This window comes from Nocardia sp. CA-107356, from assembly GCF_050946365.1.
GTDB lineage: Bacteria > Actinomycetota > Actinomycetes > Mycobacteriales > Mycobacteriaceae > Nocardia.
Window position 1 is genome coordinate 8,191,964 of record NZ_CP191992.1, and the last position, 22,834, is coordinate 8,214,797.

The 22,834-nt window shown below is 64.5% G+C and carries 21 protein-coding genes and 1 tRNA gene; 5 read left to right on the top strand and 17 right to left on the bottom strand.

The window, feature by feature from the left end:
• Positions 1-252: 252 nt before the first annotated feature.
• From ACQP1G_RS36950 to ACQP1G_RS36970, 5 genes are all read right to left on the bottom strand, one after another.
• Positions 253-3,315: a protein kinase domain-containing protein gene (locus tag ACQP1G_RS36950; RefSeq protein ID WP_433194307.1), complete on the bottom strand. Its 3,063-nt coding sequence runs from the start codon at positions 3,313-3,315 to the stop codon at positions 253-255.
• Positions 3,316-3,490: 175 nt separating this feature from the next.
• Entirely contained in the window at positions 3,491-4,993 is a 1,503-nt protein-coding gene (locus ACQP1G_RS36955) for an aldehyde dehydrogenase family protein (protein ID WP_433194308.1), read from the bottom strand.
• A gap of 79 nt (positions 4,994-5,072) precedes the next feature.
• A complete protein-coding gene (locus tag ACQP1G_RS36960) occupies positions 5,073-6,497 on the bottom strand; it encodes a purine-cytosine permease family protein (protein ID WP_433194309.1) in 1,425 nt (474 codons plus the stop codon).
• Between the two features lie 65 nt (positions 6,498-6,562).
• Positions 6,563-6,958 (bottom strand): hypothetical protein, encoded by a 396-nt coding sequence (locus ACQP1G_RS36965; RefSeq protein WP_433194310.1) that lies wholly within the window; start codon positions 6,956-6,958, stop codon positions 6,563-6,565.
• Positions 6,959-6,965: 7 nt separating this feature from the next.
• Positions 6,966-8,606, bottom strand: coding sequence for a GMC family oxidoreductase (locus ACQP1G_RS36970; RefSeq protein ID WP_433194311.1), 1,641 nt, complete (start codon positions 8,604-8,606; stop codon positions 6,966-6,968).
• Between the two features lie 208 nt (positions 8,607-8,814).
• Here ACQP1G_RS36970 and ACQP1G_RS36975 point away from each other — a divergent pair, with 208 nt between their 5' ends.
• From ACQP1G_RS36975 to ACQP1G_RS36985, 3 genes are all read left to right on the top strand, one after another.
• Entirely contained in the window at positions 8,815-9,261 is a 447-nt protein-coding gene (locus ACQP1G_RS36975; protein ID WP_433194312.1) for a hypothetical protein, read from the top strand.
• 117 nt (positions 9,262-9,378) lie between these two features.
• Positions 9,379-10,146, top strand: coding sequence for a pirin family protein (locus ACQP1G_RS36980; RefSeq protein ID WP_433194313.1), 768 nt, complete (start codon positions 9,379-9,381; stop codon positions 10,144-10,146).
• Between the two features lie 404 nt (positions 10,147-10,550).
• Complete coding sequence (locus tag ACQP1G_RS36985) at positions 10,551-10,853, top strand: hypothetical protein (RefSeq protein ID WP_433194314.1); 303 nt, start codon at positions 10,551-10,553, stop codon at positions 10,851-10,853.
• A 62-nt stretch (positions 10,854-10,915) separates the two neighbouring features.
• On the opposite strand, the gene ACQP1G_RS36990 is transcribed toward ACQP1G_RS36985, so the two are convergent.
• A complete protein-coding gene (locus ACQP1G_RS36990; RefSeq protein WP_433194315.1) occupies positions 10,916-12,130 on the bottom strand; it encodes a L,D-transpeptidase in 1,215 nt (404 codons plus the stop codon).
• Positions 12,131-12,446: 316 nt separating this feature from the next.
• Between ACQP1G_RS36990 and ACQP1G_RS36995 the strand changes: the two genes are divergently transcribed.
• Positions 12,447-12,522 (top strand) — tRNA-Lys (locus ACQP1G_RS36995).
• On the opposite strand, the gene ACQP1G_RS37000 is transcribed toward ACQP1G_RS36995, so the two are convergent.
• Positions 12,485-13,873: a recombinase family protein gene (locus tag ACQP1G_RS37000; protein WP_433209150.1), complete on the bottom strand. Its 1,389-nt coding sequence runs from the start codon at positions 13,871-13,873 to the stop codon at positions 12,485-12,487. The two genes, ACQP1G_RS36995 and ACQP1G_RS37000, sit on opposite strands and share 38 nt — an antisense overlap.
• On the opposite strand from ACQP1G_RS37000, the gene ACQP1G_RS37005 reads away from it, so the two are divergent.
• On the top strand, positions 13,766-14,446 hold the full coding sequence (locus tag ACQP1G_RS37005; protein WP_433194316.1) for a hypothetical protein: 681 nt from the start codon (positions 13,766-13,768) through the stop codon (positions 14,444-14,446). The genes ACQP1G_RS37000 and ACQP1G_RS37005 overlap by 108 nt on opposite strands.
• Here the strand turns inward: ACQP1G_RS37005 and ACQP1G_RS37010 are convergent.
• From ACQP1G_RS37010 to ACQP1G_RS37055, 10 genes are all read right to left on the bottom strand, one after another.
• Positions 14,385-14,846: a recombinase family protein gene (locus ACQP1G_RS37010; RefSeq protein WP_433194317.1), complete on the bottom strand. Its 462-nt coding sequence runs from the start codon at positions 14,844-14,846 to the stop codon at positions 14,385-14,387. The genes ACQP1G_RS37005 and ACQP1G_RS37010 overlap by 62 nt on opposite strands.
• A gap of 372 nt (positions 14,847-15,218) precedes the next feature.
• Entirely contained in the window at positions 15,219-16,088 is an 870-nt protein-coding gene (locus tag ACQP1G_RS37015) for a replication-relaxation family protein (protein ID WP_433194318.1), read from the bottom strand.
• A 178-nt stretch (positions 16,089-16,266) separates the two neighbouring features.
• A complete protein-coding gene (locus tag ACQP1G_RS37020) occupies positions 16,267-18,456 on the bottom strand; it encodes a type IV secretory system conjugative DNA transfer family protein (protein ID WP_433194319.1) in 2,190 nt (729 codons plus the stop codon).
• Complete coding sequence (locus ACQP1G_RS37025) at positions 18,453-18,662, bottom strand: hypothetical protein (protein WP_433194320.1); 210 nt, start codon at positions 18,660-18,662, stop codon at positions 18,453-18,455. The genes ACQP1G_RS37020 and ACQP1G_RS37025 overlap by 4 nt, the downstream gene beginning before the upstream one ends.
• 162 nt (positions 18,663-18,824) lie before the next feature.
• A complete protein-coding gene (locus ACQP1G_RS37030; RefSeq protein ID WP_433194321.1) occupies positions 18,825-19,025 on the bottom strand; it encodes a hypothetical protein in 201 nt (66 codons plus the stop codon).
• The gene (locus ACQP1G_RS37035) at positions 19,022-19,612 is read right to left on the bottom strand and encodes an MT-A70 family methyltransferase (protein WP_433194322.1); all 591 of its coding nucleotides are present in this window, start codon (positions 19,610-19,612) and stop codon (positions 19,022-19,024) included. Before ACQP1G_RS37035 ends, ACQP1G_RS37030 begins: the two co-directional genes overlap by 4 nt.
• A 280-nt stretch (positions 19,613-19,892) precedes the next feature.
• Entirely contained in the window at positions 19,893-20,153 is a 261-nt protein-coding gene (locus ACQP1G_RS37040; protein WP_433194323.1) for a hypothetical protein, read from the bottom strand.
• A 12-nt stretch (positions 20,154-20,165) separates the two neighbouring features.
• A complete protein-coding gene (locus ACQP1G_RS37045; RefSeq protein WP_433194324.1) occupies positions 20,166-20,885 on the bottom strand; it encodes a hypothetical protein in 720 nt (239 codons plus the stop codon).
• Positions 20,882-21,994: a hypothetical protein gene (locus ACQP1G_RS37050; RefSeq protein ID WP_433194325.1), complete on the bottom strand. Its 1,113-nt coding sequence runs from the start codon at positions 21,992-21,994 to the stop codon at positions 20,882-20,884. The genes ACQP1G_RS37045 and ACQP1G_RS37050 overlap by 4 nt, the downstream gene beginning before the upstream one ends.
• Positions 21,991-22,827, bottom strand: coding sequence for a hypothetical protein (locus ACQP1G_RS37055; protein ID WP_433194326.1), 837 nt, complete (start codon positions 22,825-22,827; stop codon positions 21,991-21,993). Before ACQP1G_RS37055 ends, ACQP1G_RS37050 begins: the two co-directional genes overlap by 4 nt.
• Positions 22,828-22,834 lie beyond the last annotated feature (7 nt).

The following is a 22,834-nucleotide window of genomic DNA, read 5'->3' on the forward strand; positions in this document are numbered from 1 at the left end:
GCATCGTCTTCGCCGTCTCGGGATACCTGGTCGAGCACGGCTGCGACATCATCGACAACAACTGTTCGACGATCGGGCGGCCGGCCACTTCTTGATGCTGGTCCACGTGACGTGCGGAAGCCAGCGCCCACTACGTGACCGCGGACCTGGACGAGGGACAGATCATCGCGCAGAAGGTGGTCGATGCGAAGGCCGGGTCACCGCGCAGGTACGCCGCACCGTCGTCCTGCGCTGATCGGGGCGGGCGGAACCTCAGTCCCGCTCCCCGAGAGCAACGGAAATGCTCTCCCGTAGGGACGTCCGACCGCCCCTACGCAACAGCCGATCGGACGACGACTCCCCCAGTTCGGCGCGGATACGAGCGCTGGTCTCGTCGTGCCCTTCGCGCATACCGCCGTAGCCGAGCATCGACGTCTCCCCCGACGCCCAACTGGCGGCCGCGGCCCCCTGCATCCGCGCGGCCAGTTCGGCGTCGCCGCGCTGGACCGCAATCCAGGACGTCACCTCGAACACCCAGGCGCACAGGATCCGATCGCCGAATCCCCTTGCGAGCCGCAGACACTCGCGTTGACAGTCGAGGGCACCCGAGAGGTCCCCCGCCAGGAAGGCATCGTATCCACGCGTGAAGGTGAGGTACGCGAGGGTCCACTTGTCGCCGGCCGCCGTGCACAACGCCTCCGCCTCATGCCAGAGCTGGGCATCGGGGGTGTCGCCGCCCTGCGGCAGACTGGTGAGCAGCCCGGTAATGGCGACCGCGAGCCCCTCGGCGTCGCCGGAGTCGCGTTGGCACTGCACTGCCTCCTGGTAGTGCACCCGGGCGAGCTCGAGTTCGCCACCACAGATCGCGGCGAATCCCAGCGCGGCTGCGGCGTACCCCTGGTCGCCGTGATCGCCGCGTACGATCGCGAGTTCGCGCGCCCGAGTGGCCCAATCGAGCGCCATCGTCCGGTCACCCTGCAGCATCATCACGACCGACGAACTCCACTGTGCCCGTGATCGATTCGCTTCGTCCATCGAGGTGGACTCGAGCGCTGCCGACAACCAGCGCCGCGCCTCCGACAGGCTGCAGCTGGCCAGCCAATAGAAGTGCAGCGACGTCACGATCTCGATACCGGCCAGGGACAGTTGCCCGTCGCTGCGGCTGTACGAAAGGGCCGCGCGGAAGTTCTCCCGCTCGTCGTGGACCGCGTCGTACAGCGCCTGCTGACCGGGGCCGAACCACCCCCGCCGGAACTCCGCGGCCAGGCGCCGGTACCGGGCGACGAATCGTTGCAGGCACGCCTGCCGCAGGTCGGTCTCGGCCAGGCGCTCGCGCCCGAAGTCGCGCAGCGTCACCAGCAGCCGGTAGCGACGGACACCACTGACGGTGCCGGACAACAACATCGACTTGTCCACCAGCGACGCCAGAATCAACCGGACATCCCGTTCCTGGTATCCGGGACCCGCGCAGACCTCCGCCGCAGCCGCAGCGGTGAAACGTCCCGTGAACACCGATACCATGGCCCACACGTCGCGTTCCTGGGCGGTGAGCAGGTCGTAGCTCCATTCCACCAGCGCCTGTAGCGAGCCGTGCCGCGGATCCGCCGGCCGGCCGGCGGTGGCCAACATCCGGAACCGGTCGGCGAACATCGCCAGCATCTCGTCCAGCCCGTACGCACGCAGCCGGGCGGCCGCCAACTCGATGGCCAGCGGCATTCCGTCGAGCTGCTCGCACAACCCGGCCACCGCGACCCGGTTGTCGTCGGTCAGCGCGAAATCCGGTTCGGCCGCCCGCGCACGCTCGGCGAACAGGGCGATCGCCTCGGATTCGTCCCCCTGCTCTTCGTCGGCGGCCGGATCGGGCAGCGAGAGCGGCATGACCGGATAGACATGTTCACCATTGACGCCCAGAACCCGTTGACTGGTCACCAGCACGCGCAATCCGCCGATCGACCGCAGCAACTCCTCTACCAGCGGGCCGCACGACTCGACCAGGTGCTCGCAGCTGTCCAGCACGATCAGGGCGTCGCGATCGCCCCACACGTCCGAGAGTCGGTCGACCAGGGCCCGGATCGGGTTGCGCGCGCCGATCGGTTCGTCGCCGAGTCGCAGGTCGTCGACGATCTTGTCGATGAGCAGTTCCGGTTCGAGCACAGTTCCCAACTCGACGAGCCAGGTGTTCGCGCGCAGCGGTGACGCCGCCGCCGCCTCCACCGCGAGCCGAGTCTTCCCGACCCCGCCCGGGCCGGTGAGCGTGACCAGACGCGCCGTCGTCAACAGCGCGCCGACATCGGCAAGCGCGGCCCGCCGTCCGACAAAGCTGGTCAACTGCAGCGGCAAGCGCGGAGGTCGCGCGGTCCAGCCGGACGGGGAGCGCTCCCGCGCCGGTCTCGGCGCGGACGTGTCCCGCGATCCCGTCGCGCCGGGCAGGGCCATCTCGTCGATCGACAGGCCGCTGCGCAGCTCGACCTCGCGCACCAGGTTTCCGAACTCCGCCGCGGTGTGCGGGCGTTCGACCGGGTCGCGCGCCATCGCGGTCTCGATCAGCTCGCACGCGATCCCGGGCACTCCCTGCTGGCGCAGGTCGGGGATGTGATTCGCGGCGATCCGCAGGAACTGCGCGACAGCCTCCTCCCCCTTGCGTCGTTCGAAGGCGGCATGACCGGAGATGAGGCTGAACAGTGTGGCACCGAGCGCGTAGACGTCGGACTCGACGCTCGGCGGCCCACCCTCGAGCACCTCGGGGGCGGTGAACGCCAGAGTGCCGGTCACGGCACGGGCGGTGGTCTCGAACCCACCGATGGTGCGGGCTATGCCGAAGTCGGTGAGCTGCGGCTCGCCGTAGTCGGTCAGCAGGACGTTCGCCGGCTTCACGTCCCGGTGCAGAATCCCCGCACCGTGGGCCGTCTCGAGGGCGCCGGCCAGCTTCACACCGACACGCAGGGCCTCCGACCAGGTCAACGGACCCTGTCGCCGGATTCTCGCCTCCAGCGAGCCTGCGCCGCAGAACGGCATCACGATGAAGGGCCGGCCGCCGGCGGTGACCCCCGCTTCGTAGACCGCGACGATGTTCGGGTGCCCTGAGAGCGTGCCCATCGCGTATTCCTCGCGCAGGAAGCGTTCTCGATTCTCGCGGTCGAGGGACGCTGAGAGCACCTTGACCGCGACCGTTCGGCCGAGGGCACCCTGCCGGCACCGAAGCACGACGCCGAAGCCGCCGCGGCCGACCTCGTGCGAATCCTCGAATCCGGCGGCGCTCAGTTCAGCGCCAACTGCCTCGATCGGATCGAATCCGGCGAAGTCCGCCTGGGTCGCCGGTGGGTCCGCATCGGCCACGGCACGCTCTTTCCTCGAACACCTGTGTCACTGCCTGCTGAGTGTTGTCAAGACTACCCGCGGGCTGCGTCCCGGACAGGCGCTCAGCGCGGCGGTATCAATCCTGTTTTTACCGCATCGAGGTCGGCCGGGAACTCGGCCTCGCGTGCCAGATCGGCGGGCCGACGCCCAGGGCTCATGCGCTGTGGTTGATCATGACGTGCTTGGTCCGGGAAAAGTCGTCGAGCGCGTAGAGCGAGAGGTCGCGCCCGTAGCCCGATCCCTTGAACCCACCCCACGGCACCTCGCATGCGAACACGAGGTGCGAGTTGACCCAGACGGTGCCGAAGTCGAGCCGCTTGGGCACGCTCAGGGACAGGCCCGCGTCCCGGGTCCATACCGACGCCGCGAGTCCGTACGGTGTCTCGTTGGCCCTCGCAACCGCCTCGTCGGTGGTGCTGAACGATTCGACCGTGACGACAGGGCCGAAGATTTCCTGGTGGGTGATCGGCGCCCCGGCCGGCACCCCGCTGAACACGGTCGGTTCGATGAAGTAGCCGGGGCCGTCCAGGACCGCGCCGCCGATGGCCGCGTGCAGGCCGGCCGCTGTCGCGTCGGCCAGCGAGTCCCGTACGCGCTCGAAGTGCGGGCGGGAAACCATAGGACCGATTTCGACGTCGTCCCCGGCGGCCGGCGCGCCGACTACCAGGTTGCCGACTTCCTGAACCAGGAGTTCGGTGAACTTTTCCGCCACCGATTCGTGCACCAGCACCCGGCAGGCTGCGCCGCAGTCCTGGCCCGCATTCCAGAATCCGGCGTTACGCACTCCGACCGCGGCCGCATCGAGGTCGGCGTCGGCGAAGACGACGACGGGTGCTTTGCCACCGAGTTCGAGATGGACGCGTTTGACCGAACGTGAGGCGGTTTCTGCGACGGCCTGGCCACTGAGAACACTTCCCGTCACCGCGACAAGTGCGATGTCGGGGTGTTCGGCCAGGCGCTGTCCCACTGTCCGGCCTCGGCCGGTCACAATATTGACGATCCCGTCGGGGATGTGTCCGGCGATGAGCTCGGCCAGCTTCAGTATCGACAGCGGCGTCTGTTCGGAGGGCTTGAGCACCACGCTGTTTCCGGCGGCAAGAATGGGGGCGATCTTCCAGGCGGCCATCAGTAGCGGATAGTTCCAGGGCGTGATCACCCCGACCACTCCAACCGGTTCGCGGAGAATGACCGAGGTGTGTTCGCGCGCGTAGTCTCCACCGGCCAGGGAAGTCATCGTCCGCCCCGCCCCCGCCATGAACCGGAACGTGTCGATGGTGTTGGAGAGATCGTCCTCGGCGACGCTGCGGGGCTTGCCGGTATTCGCGGACTCGAGCACTGTGAGTACTTCGCGGTTGGCTTCTACGATGTCCGCGATCTGAGAGAGCACCTCGGATCGTTCCTTCGGTGTGGTGCAGCCCCACGATCTCTGAGACTCGACGGCCACCTCCACGGCCGAATCGACATCCTGGACGGTTCCTGCCGGGACGGATGCGAGGACTTTTTCCGTGGTCGGATCGAGGACGTCGATGACCTCGGTGGACGAGCTCTGGACAAACGATCCGCCGATGAAGTGGCCCGCGGGCGGCAGGTCAGCGACCGGGATCTGATCCGGAGAGGGACGCCGAACGGTGAATCGCCCAATTTCAGTTGATGCCATGATCATTCGCCTGTACTTTCTGCGCCCGGTCCGGCGCCCGTAGGTAGGTTCTTCGTTTCGGTTCCGCAGCGGTGGTAGTTCATGCCGGTTGCGTGATTGGTTCCATCGAACGATTGTTGCGGCGGGCAAGAGCCGTGGCTGTGAAGTAGTAGAGCGGTGAAACGACAGCCAATCCGACGATGAACGAGATATCTGTGTTGCCAAGCATTTTGGCGATCGGTCCGATGAAGGCGGTTCCGATGATCATGAATGGGAGTTGTACAGCGACACCGATGAGGTAGCAGCTGACCGCAGGCCAGTTGACCCGCCCGTAGCGACCGCCGTCGCGCTTGTAAAAGTCCTCGACGGCGTAGTCCCCATGCCGGACCAGGTAGTAGTCCACCAGATTCACGGCGGTCCACGGGACCAGCGAACCCAGCAGCAGAACCAGGAAGTTGTTGTAGGTGGCGACGAAGTCGCTGCCCGCGGTGAGCGCGACGCTCACGGCCAGCGCACATAGTCCGGTGGCGATCAAAGCACGTTCGCGGCCGCGTGGATTGAAGCGCGGCAAGATCGTCTGCACAATCGTGATCGTGCTCAGCGTGCCGCAGTACAGGTTCATCGCGTTCGTAGCGGCGACTCCGACGCTGAAGACCACAACCACCACGACGCTGATCCCTGCGGTGGCCTGGGTCAGGGCGACAACCGGGTCGGTGTCGGGGAGCAGCAATCCGACGCCTGCCCCGAGGAACATCGGCAGGATCGAGCCGATACTGGTGCCCCAGTAGCTCATCCAGAATGCCGGCCTCGATCCCGTCTTCGCCGGCAGGTAGCGCGAATAGTCGGAAACATATGGGGCATAGGCGATCTGCCACACCGCACACGCCCCGAAGGTACTCAAGAAGCCGGCCAGCGTCGCGGTGCCCGTGCTGAAGAAGTGATCGGGCACCGGGTGGACAATGAACGCCCAGACGAACGCCATCAGCAGCACCAGCCCCGACGCCCACGTCATGATGCGCGCGTAGGCGTGGATCAGGGTGTAACCCCAGATGGTCGCGCAGACGCTGATCACCGCGAGCACAACGATGCCGGCCTTACCGCTCAGGAAGGGTAAGGCGGACGCGAGGGACTGCCCGCCGAAGACAAGAATCGAGATGAAGAACCCGAGGTACATGAAGACGACGACTGCGACGATCAGAATCGATCCCAGCGAACCGAATTGGCCCTTGGTCTGCACCATCTGTGGAACACCCAGCCGCGGCCCCTGAGCAGAGTGCAGCGCCATGAAGATCGCACCGAAGAGGTTTCCCGCGATGACCGCCAGCGCGGCCGACCAGGCGGGCTGCCCGAAGAGGGTCGTCGACAACGCCCCGGTGACGACCGCCAGGATCATGATGTTGGTTCCGAACCAGATCGTGAACATGTCCCGGTTGCGCCCGTGGCGCTGGTCGGCCGGGATCGGTTGGATGGTGGCCGATTCGATGGTGGAGACAGATTCTTCACGCCCGTTGTGATTTTCACTCACTGCTGTTGCCTTTCGCTGGACCCGGCCAGGTTTGGAGGTGGTGGTTTCGGCCTCGACGGGCTTGATCAGCGGATGACGAAGCCGCGCTCGACAACGTCGGCGAGAAGATCGACGTAGGAATCCATGTCCTCGCGGGCCGGACGCGGTGCCGCGGCATAGGGCATGGCGGCCTTCACAGCGGGACTGAGGAAGTACCCGCCCGCCGTCAACACCGTCAGCGCCTCGAACTGGTCGGGCCTGTGCGCGGCGAGCTCATCGAGAGCGGCTTCGGGGTCCTTGCCGGTGCACGAGGCAACGGCCGCGGCGAATGCCTCTGCGAGATCAGGCCGGTAGCCGAGAACCTGGTCGAGCAACGCGTCGGGTACTCCAGCGGCGCTGGCCGAGGGCATGGAGCCCGACGCGGGAATCAGTGCGTCGGCGAGAAGCGCGAAGGTGCGTCGCTGGTCGGAATCGAGCATCATGCTGTCCTTAGAACGCGGTCTGGATGCTGTGGCGGGTTTCGGCGAGGTGCCGCATCGAGCGCAGGGCGATCGCCATGATGGTCGCGGTCGGGTTCACGCCCGTGGAGGTGACGAAGACGCTGCCGTCGATGATGAACAAGTTGGGTACGTCGTGTGCCCGACCCCACTGATCGACGACGGAGGTGGCGGGGTCGGTGCCCATGGTGGCTGTGCCGAGCAGATGCCAGGCGCTGTGGCGTACCACTGGGATCGGGTGGACTTCGACAGCCCCGGCGGCCTGGTGCGCCTCGATCGCCCGCTCCACGTTGAATTTGAGCATTCGCTCACAGTTCTCACCGATGGTGTAGCGGATTTTCGCGGCCGGGATCCCGTCGGAGTCTGTGACGTCTGGGTCGAGCACAACCGCGTTGTGCTCGTCGGGCAGGTCTTCGGTGGTGATCCCCCATTCGGTGTAGCGCCCGAACGTGCGCTCGAGGTGGCTGTGGAAGGCGGGTCCGAAACCCTCACGCCAGTCCTGGCCCCGCTCCCACAGGGTGTGGGCGAGCGGGCCACCGGTCGGCATCAGGTTCCACTTCGCTCCCCGCACGAAACCGCGGTCGGTGTCGGTCTCGTAGAACTGCATCGACTGCAGCGCCTGTCCTGCCGGGCCGAGCCAGGTTTCGAGCTCTTCGTCGTAGGCGCCGAATACCGAGGCGTACGGGTGCGTCATCAGACGCTTGCCCACCAGCCCGGAGGAGTTGGCGAGGCCGTTGGGGAAGAGCGACGAGGTCGAGTTCAGCAGCAGGCGCGGTGTGCCTACCCCGTTTGCAGCCATCACGGTCACCCGGGCCGCCTGGTGTTGCAGGTTCCCGTCGCGGTCGATGTACTCGGCGCCGGTGACCAGGCCGCGGTCGTTCACGGTGAGCTGGCTGACCCGGGCACCGGTGATCAGCACCGCACCCAGCGCGATCGCGTCACGCCAGTGTGTGAGGTCAGTGCTGGCCTTGGCTCCGGTTGGGCATCCGGATTCACACGCGCCGTAGCGCAGACAGGCCGGGCGGTTCTTGAAGTTGCGCGACGCGATGGCATTCGGTGCCGGCCACCAGTGCCAGCCCAGCTTGTCCATCCCTTTGGCCGCGACTACCCCGTACTTGCCGATCGGCAGCGGCGGCAGCGGAAAGGTGTGCGGATCCGGATAGGCGGGGTCGCCTTCCAGCCCAGACGCGCCGATATGGTGGGTGACCTCGTCGTAGAACGGTCGCAGATCCTCATAGGTGAACGGCCAGTCCTCGGCCACACCGTCGAGTGTCTTGACCCGGAAGTCCGACGGCATCGCGCGAACCCAGTGCCCGGAGAACATGATCGTGCTGCCGCCGACGCCGTTGAACATCAGCGGTTCGACCGGGCTCTCGGTGGCGTCGACCGGATAGTCGGCCCGGTTCTGGCGCACATTCGGGCTGGAGTTCCACTGCTTCAGACGGGTGAGCTCCCACGACGGTTTGTCGCCGGTGAAGTCGTCGGGCAGGTTCCAGTCTCCCTGCTCCAGACACACAACCTTTAGGCCTCTGCTGGCCAACTCGAGTGCTGCCACCCCGCCAGATGCTCCGGCGCCCACGATGAGGACGTCGACTCCTTCGGCGGTGTCGTAGTCGATGTGCTGTGTGTTCATCGGCTCTGCTCCTGGTCAGCTCAGGCCCAGCCGAAGCCGGTCGTGCCCATGGGTCCTTCCCCGGATCGGGGTGTCACGAGCAATGATGCGTCGGTCACACCTCGCCCGCTAGCATCGATCCGCAACAAACCGGCGAACCTGTCTTGTGCATCCGCACAATGAGATGCCATGCACACGTAACGCGACGTCGTGGCGGCAGATCACCAGGATGAATACAAAATCCGTGTCAGTGGTGAACATCCGGGACGGCTGCACACAATCTCTTCGAACTTGTGACGACGAGCGGTGGGAAGAGCTGGAGCCGTACCTGGCGTACCTTCCGCAGCTGGTCTCGGGCCTGCAGGCCGCTATCGAGTCGCCCGGCTCGGCCGTTAAGGATTGTGTCACCACGTACATGAAGGTCGACTGGCCTCACCGGGCTGCGACCATCGCCGAGACCCATACCGAAGATGTGGTGTGGCACGAACAGGACCGAATCGGGCGCAAGGACCTCGAACGCCGCGCCGAAGAGTTGCGAGCCGAAAACCCGGATTGGGTCTTCCGACCCGTGGGGGCCCTCGCGTTGAACCACTGCTCCGGCCTGTTCGGGATGTTCCGGCGCTCGGACCGAGCGCCGCCCGGTAGCCAAGTCCGACCTGAGCAACCAACAAGTTGACACGACAACTGCGTGATCGCTGGCGGAAATAGTTCCGCTCCGACGCGGGTTAGTTTCCATGGAAACCAATTGCGGGTCGGCGATCAGGCCGGCGCCGATCCTGAAGGAGGGCACCTCATGAGCACCATCGACTTGACTCCCACCGTCGACATCCGCCGCGCCGAGGACCGGTTCGAGTCCGACTTCGGCTGGCTGGATTCCAAGCACTCGTTCTCCTTCGGCCACCATCTCGACCAGGCCAACACTCATCACGGGCTGCTGCTGGTCAACAACGACGACATCGTCGATCCCGGTACGGGGTTCGACACCCATCCACACCGCGACATGGAGATCGTCACGTGGGTGCTGGAGGGCTCGCTGGTCCACCAGGACTCCACCGGCCACAACGGCGTGATATACCCCGGCCTGGCCCAGCGCATGAGCGCCGGCACCGGAATCCTGCACTCGGAGAAGAACGACTCGTGGCGGCTCAGCGGCGACGTCCACCAGGATCCGGTGCACTTCGTGCAGATGTGGGTGGTACCCGACGAAGCCGGTATCACCCCCGGTTACGAGCAGCTGGAGATCGAGGCGGAACTGCTGTCCGGCAGTCTGCTGCCGGTCGCCTCGGGTATGCGCAAACATGACGGCCACGCCGCGATCCGGATCCGGAACTCGCACGCGGCCCTGTACGCCGCGCGGCTCGCCCCAGGACAGTCGGTGCACCTGCCCGACGCGCCGTTCCTGCACCTGTTCGTGGCCCGCGGCGCGGTGACACTGGAGGGTGCCGGCCCGCTGCACACCGGCGACGCGGTGCGCTTCACCGCCACCGGCGGCCAGCAGGTCACCGCGAGCGAGCCCGCCGAGATCCTGGTCTGGGAAATGCACGCGGGCGTCCAGTTCTGACCCTCGGTGCCCATCCACCGTCAGCGGGACCGTTCCGCGCAGCGGTCGGGATGGGTGTCAACCGGCCCACTGTGCCCGAGTCGATGAACGAGCTGCCGGGCGTAATCGAAATCGACCGGACCGGCGCGAATTCCTGGGAGGACGCCGACTTCCGCATGACTGGAAACCTCTCCCTCCGATACAACCAGTCCGGAGTCGTAGTGATCAATCCAGTCGCCGCTGGATCGATGGGCATATTTCTATGTGGCGCAGGCGATTTCGCAAGTGTCAAGCCCCCGCATCCCGGGCTCCGGCCAACTCGGCCGATTGTCTGACAGATCTCCTTTTCACTCCGTAGACTGCGGGCACGAGGGCGGTGTCGCAAGGACGCCACCCCGGCTGATCAGAAAGACACCAAGTTCGTGATGCGTTCCGCGGTAATCGCAGCTTTCGTCGGCGCAACTCTGTTCGCAGGCGCCACCGGTACCGCAACCGCGGATATCGCGGTCGAGCCGGGCACCGGATCCAGTTCGGGCTCGGGCACGCTCACCACCGGATCGGCGGGCGGGGCCACGACCACCGGCTCCTCGGGGACCGGATCGGCCGGGGCCGCCATGGCGGGCCTGGAGGGCCTGCTCTTCGGTGGGCCGTTATTGTGCGCCGCGCTCGGCAGTGCGGTCGGCGCGACGCTCAGTTGCGCGGGCACATCAGGCCCGGTCATTCCCTGATTCGACAGGAAAAGGCCCCCGGCGACAAGCAACGCCGGGGGCCTGCTCGCCATCCGTGGTGGTCAGCGATTGTCGGCGTTGCCCGCCTTCCACTCCGGCCACGGAATGTTCCAATCACCGAGACCGTCCACACCCGACAACGTGCCGCCCATCGTGTTCTTGACAATGGTGATGTCGCCACGCTTGGCGTTCTGCAGCACCCACAGCGCGTTCGCCGGACTCAGGTTCAGGCAGCCATGGCTGGTGTTCGAGTAGCCCTGCGCACCGACCGACCACGGCGCGGAGTGGAAGAAGATGCCGGAGTAGGACAGTCGGGTCGCATAGTCGACCGGCGTCTTGTAGCCGTTCGGCGAACTCACCGCGACGCCGTAGGTCGAGGAGTCCATGATGATGCGATCGAAGCGGTCGCCGACGATGTAGATGCCGTTATCGGTAGGCGTGCTGTCCTTGCCCATCGACGTCGGCATGGTCCGCACCACCTGACCGTTCATCTCCACCGTCACCTGCTTGGTGTTGTCGTCCGCGGTGAAGATGGTCGGATCGCCGACGGTGAAGAACGAGTGGATGTTGTCCTGGCCGAACAGCCCATTGCCGAGATTACGGCCGTAGACGTTCACATCGATGGTGACCTTGGTACCCGGCGCCCAGAAATGCTCCGGCCGCCACCGGACCTCACGGTTGCTCACCCAATAGAAGGCGCCCTCGACCGGCGGCTCAGTGGTGACCTTGATCGCATTCTGCGCAGCAGCGCGGTCCGGAATGTTCTCGTCGAACTGCACGGCGACGGGCTGGCCGATGCCGACCACTTCAGCCTCGCCGGGCAGCAGAAACGGCTTGGTCTGACTGTTCGGCGAGCTGGTGGTGAAGCTCAGCACGGTGGAGTTCGCGCCGCTGAGACCGATCGCGTCGGCCTTCAGCTTGTAGGTCTTGCCGTAGCCGAGCAACTCGGTGGTCTCCCAGGTCCGCCCGTCGGCGGCCAGCGTGCCACCGACCGGGTCGCCCTGCGGGTTGGTCAACGTCACAGCGGTGAATTTGCCGTCATCGACCTTGAACGTCATCGGCATACCCGGCGAAACCCCCACGTCACCATTCTTGACCGGGGACAACAGCTTGGGCTTCATCAGCTCGGTGATCGGATTGCGGTCGATGGTGACCGATGAGGTGTCCGTAGCGTTGGACGACGAGCATGCCGTCAAGGCCAGCGCGAACACCGCGAAAACGACTGCAGGTCCGGTGATCTTTCGCATCAACCGATGTCGACCCTGACCAACGCCCATATTCAACCCCGTTTCAAGTCTCGATGCCGCCAAAACGCACCGATGGCTTCGGATCCAACCGACACACGCTCCTCCCGCAACGCCGATGGAGTTCGGTCGAGACCACGCGCTGCCAGTCTGCCAGGTCGGCATGGATGATCCACCGCGAATCCACTCCGCCGCAGGCGAGTTCAGGGGTTAGATCACTTCCATGCCGCACTGTGTTAACACCGGCCGCCGACTCCCCCATCGGCCCCGGTCAGAAACCGATTTCACTTCTGGGCACTTCGCCTGTTAATGTTTGTCCCGCACCGGAACACGGAGCACTGCAAGACACGCGCCATTAGCTCAATTGGCAGAGCAGCTGACTCTTAATCAGCGGGTTCGGGGTTCGAGTCCCTGATGGCGCACCATTAGACCATTACTAGAAACACGACCCGAATAAACGGCGCAAGCCAGGGCCGTGACCAGCTTCATACGTTCGCCACCCAACCGGGTGGCGAACGTCGTTTCCGGCAGATGTTGCCTCAGGACTCCTTCGGCCACAGCCATCGCTGTCGCCTCATCCTCCCCGCGTCGCAGAGCCGCCTGTCCCGCCTCGATCGCCTTCAGTTCCGCCAAAGCCGGTTGCAGCTCATGCCCCATGATCCGCTCCTGGCCGGTGTTCTCATCCTCGAACACATACAACCGCTTGAAGATCGCCTGGTTCAGCCGACGCCGTACCTTGTCGCTCGCTCCTCGATACAGCCGATACGGATCACGCAGTAGCTCCAGGCAGGTCGTCAAGAATGCAGCGCCTTCTGAGAGGTCCAGCTGCACCTTGCCCAGCTCAGCCTCTAGCTTCTCCCTCTCCCGAGCAATCTCAGTCAGCCGTGTCCGGATCTTGGCCTTCGGCATTGCCCCGTCTTCGGCCAACCCGATCAGGTTCGTTTCCTTGACGTCCAAGTCCTTGAGCTGGTCTTGCAGTTGCTTCCGGTACAGCCGCTGCGCCGCTTCGCCCTCAGCGAGCATCGCGTCCAGGCTGGTATGCATGGCCGTGATGAACTCCGGTGAGAAGGCGATCGTCTTGTAGTACTCCACCACCGCATCGTCCACCCGGTCGACATTCATGTACGGCGAGTGACAGCCTGCGTTCTTCTGGTTGCCGATGCAGAAGAAGTACAAGTACTCCCCACCATGCCGCCCCGCTGAGCGCTGCATGATCATCCGCCGGACCCGCTTGTCCATGCGGCACTGGCCGCAGAACAGCGAGCCCTTGAGGTAGTGGTGGAGGACCCGGCGGCGCTCGCCAGCCACGCCATGTTCATCCAGTACCCGCTGGACGCGGTTGAACGTCTCATCGTCAACTAGCGGCATGTGTCGGCCCGGAATCTCTTCTTCGCCCTTGTAGGTGACAATGCCGATGTAGTAGTTGTTGCGGAAGAACCGCGCCCATTCCTTGGACGTCACGATCTTCGGGGCTCGCTTCGGCGTGCGGCGAGTACGTAGCCCGCGGTCCGCCATGGTGCGTTCGATCTCCACCAGGCTGTAATCGCCAGTCGCATAGAGCTTCCACGCCTGCTCGACCAGCGGCCCCCGTTCAGGGTCGATTTCAACAGTGCGGATCTTGCGGCCATCGTCAGTCTGGAGCAGCACGTTCAGGTAGCCGATCGGTGCTTGGCCGAGGGTGCCGCCCTTCTTGGCCTTCGCGCCCATCTTGAAGGCCACATCCGCGCCGTCCTTGCGGGAGCGGTATTCGTTGAACGCGGCCAGGATTCCGTGCATCAGCTGGCCGACAGGGCTGTCGTCGATCGATTCGGTGGCGCTGATCAGTGTCACGCCGCGTTTCTTCAGGTCGGCCATGACGATGGCGTCGTCGAGCCGGTTGCGTGCGAAGCGTGCCAGCTCGTAGACGACGATGTAGTCGACGTCGCGTTCGCGCCGGATGCGGTCGAGCATTCTCTGGAACTCGACTCGCTTGGTGATCTCGGTGGCCGATCTGCCAGGTTCGATGTATTCACCAATGACATTCAGTCCGAGCTGTTTGGCCTTACCGGTGCAGGCGAGCCGTTGTGCCGGGATCGAAATGCCTTCTGGATCGAAGTCTTTGTTTACCTGTCCGGGCGTGGACACACGAAGATAGAACAGTGTCCGTGTGCCGGGCGGCGCTTCGTTCTCGTCGACGAAGTCAAAATCCTCGGCCGCCTCAACGTCCGGTGCTATATACGGCAGCATCCAGTCTTTGGCAGTGCCGAGGAATGCGCTTGCCTGGCTGGCATTCAAATCGCGTGGACGCTCAAGCGTCATGAAGTCCTCTTCCTAGATGCGTCGGCCCCTCGAAATTCAGTAGCTTATTGAATCCTGAGCACATGATTGCCATATCAAGGTCGGTCACTCGCCGCCCATCGAAGGTCACGATCACTACATGGCGATTCTCGAATTCCTTCAGGATTGGGCCGAGGTTCTGCCAACTACGGGACACGCGTCCCAAGCTTGGCAGCAGCACATGCCGGACGTCGGGATGCTCATCGAGGTAGCCGAACAGGGCGTTGAGAGCCCAGCGTTTGTCGTATGGTGTTGCTGCAGAACCTACTTCCACAATCTCATGCACGAGACGGAGCTTCGACTCGTCCGCCCGACGAATACCGATCTCCCGCTGTAGGTCTTGGTTCTTCGGCGTTCGAGCAAACGACATGAACAGCACAGCAGGAGCGCCTCCCTCCGGCGCCACGGCTGATCCACGGTCTGGCGAGTTCATACCGGGCCTCCACCGCTGCGTTCAGTATCGCAATTCTCGTCAAATATCTCGATGCCTAGTCCGAGCCTATCGGCCAGGCGCTGACAGGCGGCTCGCTGCTTGTCAGCTGATCCCGCGTCGGTGTCGCGGTCGGTTGCGAACCGTAGATATATGAACGCCTTTGGAGCAGGTGTCTCGCCATTTTGCCCTATTACAGCTTCAATTTCACTTACCATTTTTCCTCCTTTTGCGTAATTGCCTTGCTGGCCCGCCTATTTCGGCGTTACTTGGAACGATAACTCTCTTTCCGCCATTTGTGGATAGGGTTTCCGAAGCGGAATTTACATCTGTTGAGACTCGCGGATGGGAGAGCCGATATCTGCATTGGCACAGTTAGTATTCGGCCAGCCCAGCTGGTGGCCCATCAGTTACCGTCGATTCGAGCACGCCCGGCAATGGAAGCGATTCCACGCCAAGGGTCTTTGTCATAACGAAGTCGAGAAACCCATCGAACGTGCAGATTTGGAATAGGTCAGGCGGCATCGGCTCGGCGCTGGTGATGAGTTTGCTGAGCTGGTTGGTGCGGGCGTCATCGGGCACCACCCACAGCACCGAAGGAAACAGCCCATGCTCGGCCTGGTAGCGACCGGTCTTGAAGTAGCGGTGGTAAGCGCCGAGCTTGCGTAGCAAGTGCGGTCCATGCTCCCGTGCCCGGTCGGCTTCGATCAGCCAGTGGCTTTCGAAGTCGGCCGTTGCCGTAATCGCGTATAAGTCAGGCTTGAGCGTTTCCTTCGCGCCATGCGGCCCAAGGAACGAACGGTAGGCCGGGCCTTCGACTGCCAGCTCCACCAGTTCGAGGGTGCCGCGTCGATCGGTCTCCAAGAGCTGCACGCCAAGTTCGGCGACGGCAATCGTGTGGTCGGTGAACTCGTATGACGGTTCGCGGTAGCGCCGTCGGTACGGTCGCTCATATAGCTGCCGCAGCAGCCGTTCACCGCCGCTGGCCAGCTGCCACGTCAGGCTGGCCGACCCCCGTCGCACGCCCCCGATACGGCGTGCCAACGTGGAGATCAAGCCGTGCTCGCGCAGGCGGTCAAGAACGCGGGTGCAGGCACGGGTCGCGGCTCCGATCGTGTCGTGGCCGGTAGCGAAGTGCAGCCGGCGGATCTGCGCGGTGGTCAGGAGCCGGAAGCGTTCAATATCGGCCAGAATCGCGATGTCACGATCGCTGAGCTGCTCGCGAAGTTCATCGAGCTGCCTCATGACCGTTCTCCGCGAGCAGCCGCAAACCGCACCCGCCACCCTCGCCGTCTGGGACCGCTGAACCAGCGGTCAGTTCCGTCCCGAAGGGACGGAACAAGGGGGAGGGAACTAGGGAAACAGGAAAATATAGGCAACACGGCAGGACGGTCGGGAAGACGCGATTTTTCCGGCGCGGCGCTCACTTTTCCCCTCCCTCGGCCGCTCGGCGAGCGGTGCCGCGCTTCTTGCGACCGACAGGCACGACCGGGTCGTCCGCCGGGCCAATCGGCGTCGCGGCAGCATGAGTTGCTGGTGGCGCGTCGTTGCCGTAGCGCTTCCGACTGCGGCGACGGATCTCAGCTTCGAGTTGGGTCTCGGGCGGGGGCGGCAATGTCTTGATTGCCGTCCACCCGCTGGACTCGCCACCAGTCACCACCCGCGCGTAGGCGTGGTGCTTGGGCAGCTTCTGAAGATCGGCCGCATCGAGTTCCGGTGCCAGCTTGGCGATGTCGGCCGCGTCCTTGGCGCTCTCCAGGCGGAAGATGACCTTGCTACGAGCATTCGAGTCCACCGATTCCAGCAAGTCGGCAGGCAGCTGCTTCCGGCTCTGGTGTGCCAGCACCCAGGCCACGCCGTAGGACCGACTCTGGCTGAGTGCGTCGCCGAACGATGTCGGCAGGTGCACATAGTTTTGGCATTCATCGACCACGACGATGCCCGGCCGTTCCATCGGCTTGTGTTCGTTGGCGCGCTCCATTGTGGCCATCCAAATTTCCGAAACAGCCAAGCTGCCGATCAGCTGGGAGGTGATCGGCCCGATCAGACCGTCGTTCAGCGCGAACAGCACAATCGTGTTGTCGCGGAAGATATCTCGCAGTCGAAAGCGTGGCCTGGGTTGGCCGAGCATGCGTGCGACTGCGGGCCGCAGCAGGTACCGCCTCAATTTGTTCATGGGTGCCGCGATCATCGACGCCTGCGCGCCGGGCGACAGCTCGTTAAAAGTGGCCCAAAAACCTTCCAGCACAGGGTCGTCAGAAACCTTGCCGATGACCGATCTGCGGAACCGGTCGTCCGTCAGCAGGGTCGGCATATCCAGCAGCGTGAACGGCTCAGCCCGACGTTTGCCGGCGCGGGCCAGCGTCAGCAACGTCGCCAGGAAGATGTCTTCGGTGCGCGGCCCCCAGCCGTCGGAGAACACTGCCTTGAACACGGCCAGTAGCCCATCGACCACGACATCGGGATCGCGGTCGCCCACGTCGAGTGGGTTGAAGCCAGGAGCCAGCGGGTCAGACGGATCGATAATGACAACTCGGTCCATCTGATCCGCCGGAATGCAGCGAGCGACGATGTCGTCGATCAGCTGCTTTTTCGGGTCCATAACAAAGACGGCACGCCCTGCCGCAACATCGATACGAATCTGCACGAGAAGAGCGGTCGACTTGCCGGAACCCGTTGGCCCCAAGACGATTACGTGCATTAGCGCGTCGGCAGCACCGAGGCCGATGGGAATATTGGTGCCGGGCAAAGCGGTGTACCCGAAGATCCGTTCTGTCTCGGTCGGTATCCGCTTCGGCAGCAACAATTTTGGATGGATGGGCGTGATGCCGGGCAGATCGGCCTCGCCGAGCGGCCAGCCCAGAACGCAGGGCAATTCGGCCGTAGTCAGGCGCAGCGGCCACCATCTCGGGGCCTTGGCCTGACTGAACTCGGCCGGGCGGACGCGTGTGACGGTGACGGCCACGTCGGGTGGTTTTGCGCTCGACAGCGCACCGACCAGCCCGGTGCCGAGCCGCCGCGTGCGCTCCTGTGTGGTGGCAGTGATACCCAGTCGGATTGCCACTTGAAAACCATTGTGAGCCAGGCGCTGCTCGATCTGTTTGGCCACAGACGGTGGAGCCGGTTGTTGGCCATGCGACACGGCTCGCCACAGCGACAGTCCGGGATCTGGAATCCGACTGCGAACGGTGCGCCCTGGCGACGTCGGTCCGAGGAGCAATTGCACGACGAGTTGCTCGCCGGGCAGCAACTTGGCGTTGAGGGCGGAGAGCAGGGCAGTGGTCGTACTCTCGGCCATCGTGTCGAGCAGGCCGAGTGGTGCCGGTTGAAATGAGATCGCCGCCGCCTTGGTGACGGCAGTCCGCGGGCGTTCTGGAGTGATCGGCAAGATAGTGAGACCGGGAAGAAGATCGGCCAGCGTGCGATGCACCCAGATCACATGTTCCGGTGCGACACCGAGGAGATGACGCGTGCCGTCGGCATCCGCGCGGGTCTCCAGCACCAGACCTGGCGTGCCCGGATCGGCAGCCAGCCGGCCGAAGGGCAACACGATGTCATCCACCAGTAGCGGCCGAGGTAGGTACAGCTGCGAGAACACTATCGGCGCGTTCATGATCGGTCCTCCGACCGAGGCAGTGCATCGTTGTCGGCCTGATCGTCGGATGGAGCGTCCTTGCCAGCCTTGGCAGCGGCCATTTCCGCCGCGAGGTCGAGCAGCGCCCGTGCCAGGAGGAAGGTGTCGGGCGGATCGTGGCGTTCGCCTTGAACAAAAATCCGCCGCTCAGAATTCTTGCGGTATCGCCGCTTCGGATTAGTCATCACTGCCCTCCTTCTGGTTATCACGATGGTCGTTCCACCCGTCGCCTAACAAAAAAGTGGCAGTGGTGCCTATTCCATCTATGACGCAACGCGCAACCTGTTTCAACAGATTTGGCGCATTCCACAACAGAATCCCAGTGCGAGTTAAGAAATATTTAATGCCTACCATGGCTGCCTCCTGGCTCGCCAAATCGCAACGCCAGCCACCACACCACCAACGATCAAGCCGACGAGAAGCAGCCATGGCCAGATTTGTCCTAGCAGCTGGAACGCCAGCGAGAGGGCAACCATCCCGAACAGGAACAGCAGGCTGATATGGAAAAACCATCGAAATGGATTCTTGAAAGGATCTCCTTCGCTCATGACGCAACGTCTCCATCACGCATGTTGTTGCGATCCGATGGCACCGGATAACCCGTAATGACGACGTCCGAATCGATCTGATCTCCCCAAGCGTGCCAGCCAGGCTGCGGCCGGCGGGCGAACAGCTCCAGATACGGTCCGCTGCTGATTCTTTCGATGATGGCGTATTGTTCCTCGGGCTTATGAGAATGGTCCTGCACGGGCGCGAATGTCCAGGTCGGCTGCCCCCGGAAATTGACTGGCGCATTGCCGCGAGTGCCGAGGATCAGGTGTTCTGTCATGTTGCGCAGGTACTGGCCGAGCCCCAGGCGGGTCTTCACCCAGGTCAGGGGCGAGCGCGGGACGTAGCCCCATGCCTCCAAGACGTCATAGCCATCGCGCAAAGTGGCATTTGTCACCCACAGCCAGCAATGGCCATCCGGCTCGACCAAATCGGCGATGGGCATCCCCTTGATTTGCTGGAGCGTCATCAAGTCATAGTGCTGAATCGCACCACGGTGGCCTTTTTGGTGCACGTCCCACGGCGGGTCCGCAAGTATCGTCCGATACCGACGCGGCGCTCCCTGGTGGCTGGATTGTTCGGTCATAATGAATCTCCTTTTATCTTCTGAATTTGCGCGCACGAATCCTCGCAGCATGACGACTGCTTTAACTGGATGCTTTTGCGATGTGCGCGAATATCTGTAGTTAATTACGCGGCATGTGTCCGGCTCAATCGTCTTATCGGGCGACGCGTCGCCCGATAAGACAGGGTGCAGAACGTGCGTGACTACTGGTTACGAGCGGCGACAAGCTCGCTTGGTGGTACTCACTGTCGCGTTGTGCAATGAGCAACGAGACGGTCGATGGAATGGTCTTCCGTGCTCGTCATTTCGGCCAGCGCCGTGTCCAGGCCAGCGTTTCGCCAGCCACAATGTTGGCCAGTTCGATCACGTAGGCGGTGCTCGTGGGAGCCATGTCGCCGTGGACCCTTATGATTTCCACGATCTCTGTCAAGGCAGCCAGGATGAGCCTGACTGACTGATCGGCAATGTGTCCGGCGGTCACCGGGTGGTCACCGGCAGGCACTCGGCCGACGAATCGCTGTGGCCCTGCGCCGGATTCGTGGTTGTCTTGGGGGTCGGTCATAGTGGGGTGCTCCTAAAGCTCTGTCGTGCGGGGAATTTGAGAAGTGGCTGCGGCCAGCCGATGTGCCGTGAGGCTTCGGAGGAGCGCCCGCGCCACGTCGCCGGACTCGGCGTCGATGCCAACCGGCGTCACCGTGACCGACGTGCCGCTGAACAGCTGCTTCTGCGGCGAGGCTGTCAACACGACGGCATGCACCTGGCCGGGAAAGTTGTCCAAGTCGGCCAGCACGCCGTCGACGTCCTGGTCCGTCAGCAGGAAATCGCTGAACACCACCAGCTGTACAAGGTCGGCGGCGAAGGCTTCGGCGATGACCTTGGCCTCCGCCAGTACCGGGCCGAGGCGGCTCGTACCGGCAGCCAGACGGGGCACACGGAGGCCCCGCTCAAGGCGCCGTAGCCCCCATCCAGCCAGGGATACCGGCGCGACGTCACCGCTACTCGGCCGATCGAAATGCGCCACCGCGCCGAACTCCTGACCACATGTGCAGGCATTCGCCAGGTGCCGGAAGGCAATTCGAGCCTCCTGGTAGCGCTGCGACACCGGGTCGTTGCCGCCGGGGCTGGTGAGGCTGGCCGAGTCGTCGGTGATGACGATCGTCAGCGTCCGCAGCCCCGAGCAGTGGCCGGGGTGGGGAAGGGTGAAGGCGGGTGCCGTCCGACCATGTGCAGTGGACGGCTTCGCCTCCTTCCCGATGAGCGTGACGCGGCGCAGCCGCGCGGACAGCAACGTCATGCCTTCCCCCGGTTGGTCGAGCGCGGGCGGGGCTTGCGGCCGATCTCGATGTCGGCCGAGGCGGCAGGGCCGTGGCCGATCACGTCGGGGCTCTGCTGCATCGCCCTGTGCTTTGCCGCCATCACTTTGGCGTTGGCGGCTTCGCCGTGCATCTCGTGTTGCTGGCGAATGAGCCGCGCCCGTTCGGCGGCGCGCTCGCTGCGAGCAAACCGCCACGACCGCGACCGCCAACCGTGAGCGCGCAGTTCCCGCCTGTAGTCCTTGTAGGCCAACTCGACCTTGTCGGCCACGGCGTCGGCGTGCAGGTACGAGTTGACCCAGCTGCCGCACGCGATAGCGATAGCCAACCCGCCGAACACGAATCCCGACGTCTGGCCCTCAATACTGCTGCGCAAGGCACAGATGCCGACCGCGACCGCCAAGGCGATCAGCGTCGCGACCGCGGTGGCCGCCATGACGAACTTGCGCGCAGCGAGTGGGCCGACCAGCAGCGCCCGATACGGTGCCAACTCTTCGGACAGGGCATCAGGGTCGAGCTGCCGCTCGGCGGCGAGCTTCACGTTCTTGGCTTCAGCGCCGACCATCCCGGCCGTCACCGTGGCGGCCCCGGCCGAGACCGCCTGGCACGCGGCGAGCATGGGGATTTCGCCGTACTGGATGAACGCGCCCAGCAGCCCGACGCTGTCGCCACACAGGAACGCCACCAAGAAGATCAGGTAGCGCATGCCTGATCCGGCCTTGCGCGAGGCAAACGGCCCGAGCAGCTTTTTTACGTTGCTGTAGTGATCACCGGCGATGGTGACGAGCTGCTCGTTGGCCTCGATCAGCTTGCGGCGAGCCTCGCGGGCGATGTCGAGCCCGGTGGCCCGCACCGCCGATTTCCGTGCTGCCTGCTCGCCTGCGGCGGCGTGCTCGCGCAGCTGCTCGACACCGAGCTGGTCGTACTCGGTTTCCAAGTAGGTGTCGCTGACCGACGTCGGTCGGACAACAGCGTTGGCCTCGCCGACCGGCACCAGCCGGGTCTGCTCAGCCCTTGCCATCAAGGCAGTGGCGTCGAACACGCTGCGCCGTCTCAGTCGCTCGAAAGGGCGAATATGCCACATGCTCATCGGCCCGCCCCGTCCGTCACGACCACACAGCGCGCCGCGCGCGCCGCGTCGCACAGCTTGCGGTAGAAGGCTTTCAGGGCATCGGAATAGCTGGTAGCCGGAGCAGGGCCAGCCGTCTTACCGATACTGGTCAACTGCACGTCGGCCCCCGCCAGGCTGGGCATCGCCACGCCTGCCGCCAACACTTCGGCCCGCGCCACGGTGAGCGAGGGGTCGGTCAGCGGCACCCGCTCGGTCTGCACGCCGTCGGTGGTGATGACCTCGTGCAGCACGTAGCGCGAACCGGCGGGGTCGAGGCCCTGCCCGTATTCCGCTGCCATGGTGCCCAGTTGGGTGATGATGTCACTGCCCTCCGGGGGCAGCTTGGCCGCGGCGATCGGCAGGTTCTTCATGATCGCGGCCATGACCTCGTCGCTCTGACGAGGCTCGCGACGGAGCCTAGCGTTTTGCGTCGCGCCGCCGAGGGCGAGATCGCCGTCGTAGACCGCCGCTGTCGAGCCCGCCGACCCGGCGAAAGCGTCGACGCGCAGGTGCCCGCCGCAGATCTCGGTCAGCCGCACCAGCTTGCGCACTGGATCGAGCCGACCCGCCTCGCCCGCCACGGCGCGCAGGTTGGCCCCCACGTCAATGGCCGCGCGGGCGGCGATCAGGTGCCCGGCCGGGCAGGTCGCCGCGATCTGCTCCGCGTCGGCCAGGCCGCCTGGCTGAATTTGGGTGATGGACGCACAGCCCACCACGCCGCCGAGCAGCACGGCCGCCAGGCCGAGGGCGACAAGACGAACTGCGGTGAGCAGCCTGATTCTGGCTGCTGCGGGTGGTTGGATAGATACCACCGGATTC